Source organism: Saccharothrix luteola (assembly GCF_020859565.1).
In the GTDB taxonomy this organism is placed as follows: domain Bacteria; phylum Actinomycetota; class Actinomycetes; order Mycobacteriales; family Pseudonocardiaceae; genus Actinosynnema; species Actinosynnema luteola.
Window position 1 is genome coordinate 290,878 of sequence record NZ_JAJHUO010000001.1, and the last position, 13,840, is coordinate 304,717.

The following is a 13,840-nucleotide window of genomic DNA, read 5'->3' on the forward strand; positions in this document are numbered from 1 at the left end:
ACCCCGTGCCGTCCTCGACCCCGGGGAAGTGAGGCAGTCATGTCCGATCAGCCGCTGCACGGAGCCGTCGCGCTCATCACCGGCGCCGGCAGCGGTATCGGCGCCGCGACCGCGCGCCGCCTCGCCCGCGAGGGTGCGGCGGTCGCCCTGGTCGCGCGCCACCGCAACCGCTTGGAGCAGGTCGTGGACGCCATCACCGACCTGGGAGGTCGGGCGATCGCGGTGGCGGCCGACATCACCGAGCCCGCGCTCGCCTGCCAGGCGGTGGAGGAGGCGCACGACCGGCTCGGACGCCTGGACGTCCTGGTCAACAACGCCGGCATCGTGCGGCTCGATTCGGCGCTGCACACGCCGGTCGAGGAGTGGGACCGGATGATCTCGCTCAACGTGTCGGCGCTCCTGCACGTCACGCACGTCGCGATCCCGTACCTGATCGACGCGGCCGCGACGTCGTCGCGGCAGGTGGCGGATCTGGTGAACGTCAGCTCGACGGCCGGGCGGGTGGCCCGGCCGGGCGGCAGCGCCTACCACCTGACCAAGTTCGGCCTCAACGGGTTCACCGAGTCCCTCCGCCAGGAACTGCTTCCCGAACGCGTGCGCGTCAGCGTGGTGGAGCCCGGTGTGGTGGGGCCCGGCGTCGTGGACGCCGCGCTGGTGGGCCACCTCGGTGCGGCCGTCCGGGACGCGGCCCGCGCGCACGTCGGTGGGATCGAGGCGCTGCGGCCGGAGGACGTCGCGGACGCGATCGCCTACGTCGTCACGCGGGAACGGCGGGTGGCCGTCAACGAGTTGGTGGTTCGCGCGGGCGAGCAGACCTGGTAGCCGGCCCGTCGGGGCGTACGCGGGCCCGCCGCCGGCAGGGGGTGTTGCCGGCGGCGGGCGGGGTACCGGGCGGACGCGGATCGCGACGGCCGCCCGGCAGGCTGGTGAGCGCGGCCGGTCGACGTCATCCGGTGCGGTGACGCCGCTGTTCCTTCGGCACGTACTCGAAGGTCGGGCCCGCGGTCGTCCGTCCGTCGCCGCTGGGCATCCGCATCAGCGCACGCGCCTGCTCGCGCAGCGCGTACATCGTCCCGACGGAGGCCCCGAGCCGCGCCGGGTTGCCGGTGAACGCCTCCTCCAGCACGCTCAGCAGCTCGCAGTAGGTGTCGTTGAACTCCTCCTGCGCGAGCCGGACGGGGCTGCCGGGCGCGTGGTCGGCCGTGCGCGGGTTCGGCCGCATCGGCGCCACACCGCCGAGGTCCACGTCCAGTGCCTCGCCGGTGGGGCCGGACTGCGGCGTGTCCCCCGCCTGGAACCGCCTGCCCTCCTTCAGCTCCACGAACCGGTAGTAGTGCGCGACCTCCTCGCGGTCCGGGTGGAACACGTCCCGGTCGCCGTCCCAGATCTCCGTGCGGGCCGCGCCCTCGCCCTGCTCGACGATCTCGCCGAGCGCTTCGAGCGCCGACGCGAGGTCCATCACGCCGATCGCCTTGCCGCCACCCCGGTGCAGGTGGAAGTCGGCGACCTGCCGGTCGAGGTCGCCGCTGAACACGGCCTCCTCGCCGAGCGAGGCGCACAGGGCGCGCAGACCGTCCTCGATCGCCGCGTAGAACTGGCCGATCGTGGCGTAGCCGTCGGCCTGGGCCGGCGCGTCGACCCGGGCGGGCTGCTCGATGCGCAGGAACACCTCCAGCGCCTCCGGACCGAACGGTGCGAGCCCGACCAGCACGGACCCGTCGCCGTGCGGCAGCGGGTGGGGGTAGGGCGGCAGCAGCTGCGGCGCGTCGAGGACCGGGTCGCCACCGACGGCGTTGAGCAGGTTCGCGGCCAGCAGCAGGTGCAGCATCTCCTCGGCGAAGACGGTGCCGACGACCTCGGCGGCCTCGGCGTTCCGTTCGGGATCGAGGGAGTACAGGGCGCAGAGGTACGGCGGCAGGGTGGCGTGCTCCAGCTCGATCGCCCACTGCAAGTGCGTGCGGAGCTCCTCGATCGTGGTGATGCCGGTCATGGTCGTCCCTCCTCGGAAGTACGCGGGCGAGCGGCCCGCTGCCCGAAAGACCGGACAGCGCCCGGATCGGTGACGTTCGCCGGACTTGGCGGAGGTCACAGTCCCAGCGGGCTCGGGTTGAGCCGGACTACGGCGACCGGGCACGGTGAGTGGTGCAGCACCGCGTGACCGGCGGAGCCGAGCACGAGACCGGCCGCGCTGCCCCGGCCGTGCGACCCGACGACCACGAGTTGGGCCGCGGTGCCGATCGCCTGCTCGATCAACGCGTGCGCGGGCCGGTCACGCACGACCACGCGCCGCACCACGACGTCGGGATACTTCTCGCCCCACCCCGCCAGCCGCTCGGCGAGCAGCGAACGCTCGTCGGTCTCGACCGCGTCCCAGTCCACCAGCGGCACCATGGCAGCCTCGATCACGCTGTCGGTCCAGGCGTGCACCGCGATCAGGGGCACCGAGCGCGTATCCGCCGCCTCGAAGGCGAACGCCAGTGCCCCCTCGCTGATCTGCGAACCGTCGACGCCGACCACGACCGGACCGGCGTCCGACGATCGGTCACCGCGCACGACGACGACCGGGCATTCCGCCCGGGTGGTCAGTCCTATCGCGACCGAACCGACGAGCAGGGAGGTGAACCCGCCGAGACCGCGATCACCGATGACGACCAGTCCCGCGTGACGCGACGCCTCAACCAGCCGCGGCACCGGGAAGCCGTCGAGGACGTGCTCGGTGATCACGACGCCCGGCGCGGCCTCCGCGGCTGCCTCGGCGGCGGCCGAGACCGCGTCCCGGGTGCTCCTCACCATCGCCGCGCGGTAGCCGCCGCCGAGTCCGAGGTCCCCGACGTGCTTCGCGTCGAACCAGCCGAAGGCGCTGATCAACTGCACCGCGGTCCGGCGGCGCGCGGCTTCGCGGGCTGCCCATCGGACGGCGTCGAGCGCCGACGACGACCCGTCGACGCCCACGACGACCGGCAGGCTGCTCTCTCGTGCTGTTCCCATCTCGGGCTCCTGTCACAGGTTCGCGACCCACCGCCAGGCGGGCGCGTGCGACAACCAGGACCGGGCCGAGCGCCGCTTCGTGACACCCTCAGTTGTCGGGCAGCGCTCCGCGGAGCTCGTTGCGCGAGTTGACGCCGAGCTTGGTGAACACCTTGCGCAGGTGCCATTCGACCGTGCGCGGGCTGATGAACAGCTCGGCGCCGATCTCGGGGTTCGTCCTGCCATCGCCGGCGAGACGGGCGATCTGGGCTTCCTGCGCGGTGAGGACCTCGCGAGCCTCGACCGTGAGTCGCCGCACCGACTCGCCGGTGGCCAGGAGTTCGCGACGGGCACGCTCGGCGAAGGCGTCGGCGCCGAAGCGGTGCAGCATCTCGTGGGCGGTTCGCAGTTGCTCACGCGCGTCGAGGCGTCGGTCCTCGCGACGAAGCCACTCGCCGTACACCAGGTGGGCGCGCGCGAGGTGGACGGCGATCCGGGTGCGGCCCAGGCGCTCGATGGCCTCGCGGTAGAGCAGGTCGGCGGCGGGGCCTTCGCTGAGCAGCGCCCTCGACCGGGCGAGCAGGCCGAGCGCCCACTCCGTGCCGCTCGCGGTGGCTCGTTCCTCGAGCCTCCGCAGGGTGGCCGCGGCCGCATCGGGGGCGCCGCCGCGGGCGCCGGCCTCGACCAGCTCGACCAGGGCGAAGCCGAAGACACCCAGGTCCTCGTGCTCGCACGCCAGTTCCGCACGTGCCAGGGCGGCCTGGTACTGGCCGAAGCCGTTGTGCAGCACCGCGCTCAGGAGGTCGCCCAGACCGATCGCCCGCCCCTCGCCCCAGGTGCTCGCCCATCGGGCCCTGTCCTGGATCAACGCCGCCGCCCGGGCGTCCTCGCCGCGCCAGGCGACGAGCAGCAGCGAGGCGTATTCGAGGGGCGAGTTGCCGGTCGCCGCGGTGATCGCGTCCGACTCCTGGATCAACGCCGCGGCCTGGTCGAACTCCCCGGCGTGCACGTGCACGGCGGCGCGGTAGGCGAGGGCCAGGGGCAGGAAGTTGAGCGCGCCGGTCTCACGGGCCGTCCGGACGGCGTGCGTGGCCAGTTCGTGCCACGTCTCGTCGTCCCACAGGTCGCCGGCGGCCGGCCACACCAGCCAGAGCCAGCGCATGACGTCGTCCCCGTCGCGCCCGGCGTCGCGGCGGAACTCCCGCAGGGCGTGCTTCATCAGCTGCGCGCCCCCGACGTACCCCTCGGCGAACCGCGTCGCCAGGCCGTCGAACAACGCGTCCACCGCCCGGGGCGGATGAGGTCCCCGCGGTGCGGCACGGGCGGCCTCGGCCACCTCCGGCACGCCACCGCGTCCGCCGAGGCGGCCGGCGAAGACCGCGGCTCCGACGGCTTCCAGGTACGCCTCACGCGCCTGTCCGCCGTCGAGGAGTTCCAATCGGCCGGCCGCGTCGAGCAGCAACGGCAGGGCGTCACCGCCGCGCCTGCGCGCGAAGACGACCTGGCCGCGGATCCGGGCCAGCCGCCCGCGCCGGAGCTCGTCCAACGGGCCCAGCTCCGCGGCGGCGAGGAGTTCGAGCGCCGCATCGGGGTCCCCGGCGTCGAAGGCGGCCTGCGCCGCGGCCACCGCCCTCGCACCGCGCCTGGCCGGATCAGGCGTCAGCCCGGTCGCGCGCCGCAGGAACGCGGCGGCCGCCGCGATACCACCCCTGGCCTGGGCCCGGGCGGCTGAGCGCTCCAGCTCGCCCGCCACTGCCTCGTCCGGTTCGACCGCCGCGTGTGCGCGGTGCCAGGCCCGGCGATCCGGGTCGGACTCGGGATCGGTCGCCGCGGCCAGCGCGCGGTGCACGTCCCGGCGTTCTCCGGGGTCCGCCGCGCGATAAGCCGCCGAGCGCACCAGGGGATGGCGGAACCGCACCCGCGCACCGAACTCGATCAGACCTGCCGCCTCGGCCGCGGCCGCCGCGTCCACCCCGATGTCGAGCCGCTCGGCCGCGCGCCTCAACAACGACACGTCCCCCACGGGCTCGGCGGCCGCCGCCAGCAGCAGCCGTTGCGTCGCACCCGGAAGCGATCCGATGCGCCTCAGGAAGCTCTGCTCGATCTGACTCGCCAACGGCCGCGCGTCAGGACGGCCGAACCCACCGGCCAGCTCCGCCGCCGTCAGCCCGTGCGGCAACTCCAGCAGGGCGAGCGGGTTGCCGCGGGCCTCGGCGACGATCCGGTCCCTGACGCCCTCGTCGACGCGTCCCAGGACCACCGAGTCCAGGAGCGCACGCGCATCGCCGTCGTCCAGACCGCGGATCACGAGCTCCGGCAGCCCGACCAACGGGTCATCGCCCGCACCGAGCGCCGGTCCGCGCACCGCGAACACCAACGCCACCCGCTCCGCCAGCAGCCGACGCGCGACGAAGGCCAGCGTCTGCGCGGACACCCGGTCGAGCCACTGGGCGTCGTCCACCACGCACACCAGCGGCTGTTCCCCGGCGACCTCGGCCAGCAGGCTGAGCACCGCCAACCCGACCAGGAAGCGGTCCGGTGGGTTCCCGGTGCCCAGACCGAACGCGACGGTCAGCGCGTCGCGCTGCGGGCCGGGAATGCGATCGAGGTGCCCCATCATCGGCGCGCACAGCTGGTGGAGCCCGGCGAACGCCAGCTCCATCTCGGACTCGACCCCGGCCACCCGCGCGATCCGGCAGCCCGCGGCGTTCCCGACCAGGTACTCCACCAGCGCCGACTTGCCGATCCCCGCCTCACCGCGCAGGACCAGCACCTGACTCCGACCGGACCTGGCGTCCCCGAGCAACCGATCCAGCGCCTCGCGCTCGCCACGCCTGCCACGCAGACCGCGCCGAGGACCGCTGCTCGACATCACCACCACCACGCGGGCCTGAGAAGCCCGACTCCGGTCAGCACGGGCCGCCTCATCATGACACTCCCCCGGCGTGGCCCTGACGGTCATTCGGGTGGTGTGCGCCACAGGCGCCACGACGAGGGTCCCGGAGCTCGTGGCGACCACTGCCTGCCCGATGTCGACACGTCGCTGACCTGCGGTTTCAGCCCACTGATACCGGCCTGGGCGGCGCCCGCCGACGTGCGTCCGCACCCGGTGCCCCTGGGGTGCGGACCCACGGGCCCGCGTCCCTGGTCGCACCGGCCCAGGGACTTGCCCGGGCGCTCCAAGGGCGCGACCCGGACCCGAGCCGGACGACGGTGGACGTGCCACCCACCCACGCCGCCTCGAGGCCACGACGCAGAGGACGACCTCATGCGCTTGACGGACATCACCACCTCGTCCAGGGAAGCGGCGGACTTCCAGAGCGTTCGTCCGCGCCTGTTCGGGATCGCCTACCAGCTGCTCGGCCGGGCGGCCGACGCCGAGGACGTCGTCCAGGACGTCTGGCTCCGCTGGCAGGGCACCGACCGGACCGCGGTGCGCAACCGGATCGCGTTCCTCGTGACGGTCACCAAGCGGGTCGCGCTCAACGTCGCCGGTTCGGCCCGCGCCCGCCGCGAGATCCCCGTCGACCGCTGGCTGCCGGGGCAGGTCCTCCTCGCCGAGGACCCGACGCTGACACCCGAACGGTCGGAGGACCTCGAGCGGGCCGTCCTGCTCCTGCTCCGGCGGTTGTCCCCGACCGAGCGCGCCGTCTTCGTGCTCCGCGAGGCGTTCGACTACCCGTTCCGCGACATCGCCGGGAAGCTCGGGATCAGCGAGGCCAACGCGCGCCAACTCGGGCGACGGGCACGCGCTCGCCTCGCCGGGCCGCGGGACGAGCCGGTCCACCGCGCGGCCCGCGATCGGTTGCTGACGGCCTTCCTCGACGCGGCGCGGGTCGGCGCCGTGGCGCACCTCGAACACCTGCTCGCCGACGACGTCCTCGGCCAGGGCCGAGGACGGGCCGGCAGGCGTCCGTGCGGTCCCGTCACGAATCACCGGGGCCGCGCTGTCTTCCCCGATGACCCGACGCGGAGGTAGCCGACATGGCCAAGCACACCCTCGAACCGGCGGCACAGGCATTCGCGGAGGCCGCCGCCCAACCACCCTTCCTGTACGAGCTGGGGCCCGACCGCGCCCGCGAGGTGCTCGACGAGATTCAGGCCGGGCCGGTCGACAAGCCCCCGGTGCAGGAGAAGTGGATCACCGTCCCGGCGGAGGTCGGCGACGTGCGCGTGCGCGTCGTCAAGCCGGTCGGCGCCGACGGCGAGTCGCTGCCGGTCATCCTGTACGTCCACGGCGGCGGCTGGATCCTCGGCGACGCCGGCACGCACGACCGGCTCGTCCGCGAACTGGCCGTCGGGGTGGACGCCGCGGTCGTGTTCGTCGAGTACGACCGCTCACCCGAGGCCCGCTACCCGGTCGCGATCGAGCAGGCGTACGCCACCGCGCGGTGGATCACCGAGCACGGGACCGACGAGGGCCTCGACGCCTCCCGGTTGGCGGTGGCCGGTGACTCCGTCGGCGGCAACATGACCGCCGCGCTCACCCTCCTGGCCAAGCGGCGGGGCGACGTGCGGTTCACGCACCAGTCGCTGTACTACCCGGTCACCGACGCCGGCCAGGACACCGACAGCTACCGCGAGTTCGCCGACGGCCCACACCTGACCGCCAAGGCCATGGCGTGGTTCTGGGACGCCTACGTGCCCGAGGCGGACGAGCGCGACGAGATCACCGTGTCGCCGCTGAGGGCGAGCACGGCCGACCTCGCCGGGCTCCCCGACGCGTTCGTGATCGTGGCCGAGAACGACGTCCTGCGTGACGAGGGCGAGGCCTACGGCCGCAAGCTCACCGAGGCAGGCGTGCGCACCACCAGCGCCCGCTACAACGGCACCTTGCACGACTTCATGATGCTCAACCCCGTGCGCAGGACCGCCGCCTCCACCGCCGCGATCTCCCAGGCGATCCACGTCCTCCGCGTCGCGCTCGGCTGACCCAAGGAGAAGGTGACAACATGAAGAAGCACGACCCGACCGTCGTCCTCGTGCACGGCGCCTTCGCCGAATCCACGAGCTGGTCCGGCGTCATCGAGCGACTTCACGACCGGTCCCTCGACGTCGTCGCGGTCGCCAACCCGCTGCGCGACCTGCCGGGCGACGCCGCCTACCTCCGCGATGTGCTCGCCGGCATCAGAGGTCCCGTGGTGCTCGTCGGCCACTCCTACGGCGGCATGGTGATCACCGAGGCCGCCGGCGACGAGGTGGCCGCCCTCGTCTACGTCTGCGCGTTCGCACCCGACCAAGGCGAGTCCGCGCTCGAGCTGTCGGGCAAGTTCCCCGGGAGCACCCTCGGCCAGGCGCTCAGCGCGTACCCGGTCGCCGGCGGCGGCAACGAGTTCGCCATCCGCCCGGACGCCTTCCACCACCAGTTCGCCGCCGACGTGACCCGAGCCCAGGCCGCCCTCATGAGCGCGACCCAACGCCCGGTCACGGAGATCGCCCTCACCGCGGGACTGCCGACGGACACCCCGGCGTGGAGGACGATCCCGTCCTGGTTCGTCCACGGCGACGAAGACCTCAACATCCCGGTCGCGCTGCACCGCTTCATGGCCGACCGGGCCGGTGCGAAAGGAACCCTCGAGGTACCCGGCGCGTCCCACGCCCTCAGCGTCTCCCGGCCCGACGCGGTGACCGCGTCGATCCTCGACGCCGTGCACGCGGTCGCCTCGTAACCCACGTGTGGTCCCCGCCCGATCTGGCGGGGACCACACGTGCGAGCTTCTGCCGTTGCGGAGGTCAGCCGAAGTCGATGTCACTGCACAAGAAGTACTTCTGGTCCATGTGCGACGCCTTCCAGATCGTGACGAGGACGTGCCGCCCGCTGTAGCCGGAGGTGGACACGTCGGTCTTGTACTCGAACTGGGAGCCGTACCGACCGGTCTGCTTGACGAAGTCCAGGTCGCCCCAGCCGATCATGGAGCTCGTCGGGTCGAAGCCCTGCTTGGTGATGTAGACCTTCAGGTAGTCGGCGCCGTGCCGGGCCACGTCCTGCACGGTGACGGGGAAGCTGCTGCCGACCCTGGTGGTCTGCCAGGGGCCGGGGTTGTCCATCGGCGCGTAGCGCCCGCCCTCCGCGCGACCGGCGCTGCAGATCCGGCCGTCCGGGACGGCGCTCTCGAGGTTCTCCCCCAGGTTGTTGGCGTACAGGGCGTTCCAGTTCCACATGGCGTCGGGGCTCTGGTGCCAGGCCAGGTAGCACATGAAGTCCTGCTCCTGCATGCCCGGTGCGTCGGGGCCGTTCCAGCGGGTGGCGCAGCCGTAGTTGCGGGTCGGCGGGTCGACGACGGTGCCGTGGGCCGAGGCGCGGGTCGGTTGGAAGGCCAGGGCCGAGGCGACGAGGGACAGCAGTAACGCGAGGTTCAGGGCGGTCCGGCGCCGGGCTGTGGGCGACGTGGGGTGCATGCGGTGTCCTCCGTGTGGGTGAAGTGGTGCCGGCGGCAGGGGTGCCGGTCGGCGGACGTTCGTCCGGGATGTCCGCGGTGGGGTGGTGGTCGGGGCGGGGGGGGGGGGGGGGGGGGGGCGCCCGCCCCCCCCCCCGCTTCCGCACGAGCGGGACCAGCCGGCCGCCACCGAGCGGTCCCGCTCACCCCCGCGCGGTCGGGCCGGGCGGGGGCGTCTTCGGGGGTGGTGCCGGTCGCGTTGACACGGGCAGGCGGCGACCGGTGCGGCGGTCGTCCATCCGCGCCCGGGCCGTGGTCAGCGCAACTCCCGGTTCCCCGGCCCACCGGTCGTCGGCCACGTGCCGATTCCCTGGTCGAGCCGAGCACGGCCGTGAGCCGGCGCGGCGTGCGACTGGTCGGCGGACATGAGCACCAGGCACGCGGTGATCAGGACGAGGTTCTTGACGACGAACTCGCCCTCGGTGGTGAGCAGCAACGGGTTGCCCGCCTGGAACGCCGCCTGCGGCTGGACGACCAGCACCAGGAACGTCCCCAGCAGGTGGGCCAGGGCGACCGCCGCGACCCAGCGCAGTCGGCGGCCGAGCCACAGCGCCGCGCCGAGCGCGATCTCCGCCGATCCCAGCGAGACCAGCAGCAGGTCGCGGTCCAGCCAGGGCACGGTGCGGGCGACCAGGTCGGCGACCGGTGTCACGTCGGCGACCTTGAGCGCGCCGAACCACACGAACACCAGGCCGAGCGAGCCGCGCAGCAGCGTCACCGCGCGAGCGGTCACGGTGCACCGCACGTGGTGGTGTCGACGGGGTCGACGCGCCACTGCCCGTCGTGCAGGCGCAGCAGGTGCTCGCCGGTGCGCTCGCCGTGCCGCCAGGAGACCCGGGCGAGGTCCGGCCCGTCGGCGACGACGCCGAGCACCTCGTAGGGGACCCCGGGTTCGCACTGCGCGAGCCGGTCGACGAACACCTCACGCGGATCGTGCCGCTGGGCGTCGGCGGTCCACATGTCCCACGCCGTGGTCGGGTCGCCGCCCGAGAGCAGGCCGAGGTAGGTGGTGGCGACCCCGCGCAGGCGCGCGGCGTCCTCCGCTGTCATCGAGTGGTGCCGGTGGTGCGAGTGGTCGGGTCCACCGGACGCGCATCCGGCGGTGACCGCGGCGGTCAGGGCAAGGCAGACAAGGGTTCTCACGTGGATCCTCCCGGGGTCGACCGGGCAGCGGCCCCGCGTCGTTGCGGGGCCGCCACCACCTGGCGTCAGTTGCCCAGGCGCTTGGTGCCGTACTGGGAGATCCAGTGGTTGCCGCCGACGTTCATGTCCGCCAGGACCTCGACGGAGTCACGCGTGGCTTCCAGGCTCATCGAGCCCTGGTTGGAGCCGGCCAGCTCGTAGGTCCACGTCTGCCCGACCGGGACGGTGCGGTCGGCCAGTGGCACGTCGTGGAACCCGAGCCGGATGATGTAGTGCGACTCGCCGTTGCCGCGCGGGACCTCGACGTAGTCCTGCTGCGGGTGCCCGTACTGGACCGACGCCCGGTAGTGGTGGTCCACCGAGCCCGAGGGGGCGCGGAACTTCAGCACCAGGCAGTCGGTGTGCACGGGCGCGCTGCTGGTGTTGGTGAAGATGAGCTTGCGGCTGCCGTAGAAGGTGCCGCCTTCGAGCTGGACCTTGACCGACAGGCCGACGTTGCTCTGGAAGCCGGTGTTCAGCGGCTCGTCGAGGACCGGGTTGCGGCTCGGCACGGCGTAGTCGGTGCCGCGGCGGCACCGCTCCAGCGGTGATCCGTCCACAGAGGACGGCCCGTCCGGGTACTGCTGGCCGTGGGCCGCCGGTCCCGCGCTCACGGGGGACGTGACCGCGACGACGTTCGCGCTCGCGGGCAGCGAGGACGCGACGAACGCCGCGGACAGCGCGAGACCGGCGACTCCGGTGGCGGACCAGGCCGCCTTGGCCGATTTGTTCATGGGTGTGCCTCCGTCAGGATTGGGAGGAAGCACCGGGGGAAACGTGTCCCGCCGGGGCTGGAACACCGTGGCGGCGGCTTCTCCAGATTAGTGAGACGAGCTTTTTGTTGTCAACGACCGAGATTTACTCAGAATTGTTCGAGGTGCCGTTCTTCGGCCACAGTTCCACGGCGATCCGCCTGTCGATGGCGGAACGCTTGCCGAATTGCGATAGGCCGAGAGGGCTCCGCGAAATCGCCGATCAGTCGGCGAGGGTCCACTTCTGGCTGTTCCACGTGCCGCAGTCCCACAGGTGCAGGCGGGCGCCGTTGGCGGTGCTCTGGCCCTCGATGTCCAGGCAGCGGTTGGACTTGAGGTTCTTCAGGGTGCCGTTCGACTGGAAGGCCCACTTCTGGCTGTCCCAGGTGCCGCAGTCCCACAGGTGGGCCTTGGTGCCGTTGGCGGTGGCGCCGCCTTCGACGTCCAGGCACTTGCCGCCGGACTTCAGCCGCTGGCCGTCGAGCGTCCAGGTCATGGCGGAGACGTCGGCGCAGGTCCACTGCTGGATGGCGGTGCCGTTCGCCGTGCCGCCGCCGGCGCGGTCGACGCACTTGGCGGTGGCCCCGTTGACGATCGTGCCACCGGTGACCGGGTCCGGGTTGCCGCCGCCCGGGCCCCAGGCGTTCCAGTTGTCCCAGGTCTCGGCGTCGAAGCCGATCCGGCCGAGCTGGTCCGCGGCCCAGTTGGAGCCGGACTTGTCGATGACCGTGCCGCCGACGGTGTAGTTCTCCAGCTTCAGGCCGCGGCTGTCCCGGGTCTCGTTGCCCAGGGTCACCTTCTGCCCGCTGCCGTTGCCGTACCGCTTGAGCAGGTTGACCTGGGAGGACGCGTCGAGGTGGCTCCAGGCGTCGATCTTGAGGTTCTTGACGTGGATGTTCTCGGTGCTGGACAGGGCGAAGACGCGGATGGCGCAGTTGGTCATGCCTTCGACGGTGATGTTCTCGAAGGTCATGTTCTTCACCCACGCGTTGGGGTCGGCCTTGGTGGTCGAACCCATGTCCTCCCAGTGCGAGGACGAGTTGATGATGCAGGTGTTGTACTTGACGTCCTTCCAGTACATCCGGTTGTGGATGACGTGGGTGTTGCTGACGCGCACGTTGTCGATGTTGCGAGGCGTCCAGCCCCATTGGATGACGGGACCGTTCTCGTTCTTCCAGACGACGGTGTTATCGATGGTGACGTCGCTGTGGTACATCTTCAGCACGTCGTCGTTGGCGTTGAAGAACGTGTTCTTCATGGTGCTGCCGCGGTAGAGCTCGATGCCGTCGGTCTGCCAGTACCAGGAGCCGACCTGCTTGTAGTTCTCGACCCGCATGCTGAAGGTCTGCTCGTCGCCGTAGACGACGAACGAGTGGTACGGCGGTTCGTTGACGGTCACGCCCTGCAGGTCCAGGTGCTGCTGCCGACTCTGGGCCGAGGCGAACTGGAGCATCTTCACGCAGGTGGAGTGGCAGTTGGACGCGCCGGAGAGGTGGTCGTAGTTGTTGGCCGTGTCGGCCTCGTAGACGTACTGCTCACCGGAGAGCACGCCGAACCCGGTCACCTTGTACAGGCCCTGGCTGTCGTCGGGGAAGCGGATGGCGCCCTTCACGTACGCGCCGGGCGCCAGGTAGACCCACTTGACCTGCTTGGGCAGCAGCGCGTGGTACTTCGAGGTCATGTAGTAGGTGCCGGGCCGGAAGTGCACGATCTCCTCGCTGATCGTGTTCAGGTTGGTGACCTGTCCCTGCGGCGGGTAGTAGGTGCTGCCCGAGGCCGCCGTGGGGATGAGCCGGTCCCGCTCCGCCCCGGTGGGCGCCGGTTCGGCGAAGACCATCATGGAGTTGCGGGGCTCGGTGTGGATGGCGCGGTTGCCGCCGCCCGACGCGGTGGTGAGCTTGCCCGCGTCGCCGGCCGGGCCGGACATGTCGTTGTACGCCGTGTACAGCTGCGGGTCGAACTCGACGGAGAAGCGGTAGCCCGCCGCGTGGTAGGGGACCTTGACGCGAACGGTGTCGCCGTCGACGAGCTGCTTGGCGAAGTTCAGGCTGCTGGGCTTGATCTTGACCTGGTCGGCCGAGGAGATGCTCTGGCCGGTCCGCAGGGACACGTCGACCCACACGTCGGTGGCGTACTGGAAGGACGACCAGCTCATCGTCAGGTTCGCCGACGAGGAGAACTCGGCGCCGTCCTCCTTGGTGTAGCCGATCTTCCCCTTGCCGCTGCGCGGGATGCTCAGGTACGTGAACGAGTCGTACCTGGTCGTCGGCGCCGCGGCGGTGGCGACCTGGACGTCGTAGAACGACGAGCGCCTGACCTTGTCGCCCGCGACCGGGCTGCCGGTGTTGAACTCGTGGTTGTCGTGCCACCACGTCTTGAGCTGCTCGGTGTCGGCGGTGGAGACGGCGGCGGCCTGGGCGGACGGCGCTCCCGCGCTCGTGGTGGCGGCCGGCACCACGGCGCCGAGCCCGGCCCGGGCCACACCCGCGGGGAGCGCCCCCC

At 72.1% G+C, this 13,840-nt stretch carries 12 protein-coding genes; 4 read left to right on the plus strand and 8 right to left on the minus strand.

Going from position 1 to position 13,840, the window contains the following annotated elements; all coding sequences use genetic code 11:
* The first annotated feature begins 39 nt into the window (after positions 1 to 39).
* Positions 40 to 822, plus strand: coding sequence for an SDR family oxidoreductase (locus LNK82_RS01125; RefSeq protein WP_230564984.1), 783 nt, complete (start codon positions 40 to 42; stop codon positions 820 to 822).
* Between the two features lie 124 nt (positions 823 to 946).
* On the opposite strand, the gene LNK82_RS01130 is transcribed toward LNK82_RS01125, so the two are convergent.
* From LNK82_RS01130 to LNK82_RS01140, 3 genes are all read right to left on the minus strand, one after another.
* Entirely contained in the window at positions 947 to 1,990 is a 1,044-nt protein-coding gene (locus tag LNK82_RS01130; protein ID WP_230564985.1) for a ferritin-like domain-containing protein, read from the minus strand.
* Between the two features lie 95 nt (positions 1,991 to 2,085).
* Positions 2,086 to 2,988, minus strand: coding sequence for a universal stress protein (locus LNK82_RS01135; protein WP_230564986.1), 903 nt, complete (start codon positions 2,986 to 2,988; stop codon positions 2,086 to 2,088).
* A gap of 88 nt (positions 2,989 to 3,076) precedes the next feature.
* On the minus strand, positions 3,077 to 5,839 hold the full coding sequence (locus tag LNK82_RS01140; RefSeq protein ID WP_230564987.1) for a helix-turn-helix transcriptional regulator: 2,763 nt from the start codon (positions 5,837 to 5,839) through the stop codon (positions 3,077 to 3,079).
* A 396-nt stretch (positions 5,840 to 6,235) separates the two neighbouring features.
* Here LNK82_RS01140 and LNK82_RS01145 point away from each other — a divergent pair, with 396 nt between their 5' ends.
* From LNK82_RS01145 to LNK82_RS01155, 3 genes are read left to right on the plus strand one after another with little or no spacing between them, the layout of a single operon-like run.
* The gene (locus tag LNK82_RS01145) at positions 6,236 to 6,946 is read left to right on the plus strand and encodes a sigma-70 family RNA polymerase sigma factor (RefSeq protein WP_230564988.1); all 711 of its coding nucleotides are present in this window, start codon (positions 6,236 to 6,238) and stop codon (positions 6,944 to 6,946) included.
* Positions 6,947 to 6,951: 5 nt separating this feature from the next.
* Positions 6,952 to 7,899 carry an alpha/beta hydrolase gene (locus LNK82_RS01150; RefSeq protein WP_230564989.1) on the plus strand — a complete coding sequence of 316 codons (948 nt, stop codon included), beginning with the start codon at positions 6,952 to 6,954 and terminating at the stop codon, positions 7,897 to 7,899.
* A 20-nt stretch (positions 7,900 to 7,919) separates the two neighbouring features.
* Positions 7,920 to 8,636, plus strand: coding sequence for an alpha/beta fold hydrolase (locus LNK82_RS01155; RefSeq protein ID WP_230564990.1), 717 nt, complete (start codon positions 7,920 to 7,922; stop codon positions 8,634 to 8,636).
* A gap of 64 nt (positions 8,637 to 8,700) precedes the next feature.
* Here LNK82_RS01155 and LNK82_RS01160 read toward each other — a convergent pair whose 3' ends face one another.
* The 5 genes from LNK82_RS01160 to LNK82_RS01180 all read right to left on the minus strand — a co-directional run.
* On the minus strand, positions 8,701 to 9,366 hold the full coding sequence (locus LNK82_RS01160) for a lytic polysaccharide monooxygenase (RefSeq protein ID WP_230564991.1): 666 nt from the start codon (positions 9,364 to 9,366) through the stop codon (positions 8,701 to 8,703).
* 294 nt (positions 9,367 to 9,660) lie between these two features.
* Positions 9,661 to 10,137, minus strand: a complete 477-nt coding sequence (locus tag LNK82_RS01165; RefSeq protein ID WP_230564992.1) for a DoxX family membrane protein — start codon at positions 10,135 to 10,137, stop codon at positions 9,661 to 9,663.
* Positions 10,134 to 10,547 carry a hypothetical protein gene (locus tag LNK82_RS01170; RefSeq protein ID WP_230564993.1) on the minus strand — a complete coding sequence of 138 codons (414 nt, stop codon included), beginning with the start codon at positions 10,545 to 10,547 and terminating at the stop codon, positions 10,134 to 10,136. Before LNK82_RS01170 ends, LNK82_RS01165 begins: the two co-directional genes overlap by 4 nt.
* Before the next feature lie 65 nt (positions 10,548 to 10,612).
* Positions 10,613 to 11,320: a hypothetical protein gene (locus tag LNK82_RS01175; RefSeq protein ID WP_230564994.1), complete on the minus strand. Its 708-nt coding sequence runs from the start codon at positions 11,318 to 11,320 to the stop codon at positions 10,613 to 10,615.
* A gap of 241 nt (positions 11,321 to 11,561) precedes the next feature.
* Positions 11,562 to 13,840 (minus strand): family 49 glycosyl hydrolase (locus tag LNK82_RS01180; RefSeq protein ID WP_230564995.1); only part of this gene is annotated, 2,279 nt, incomplete at its 5' end.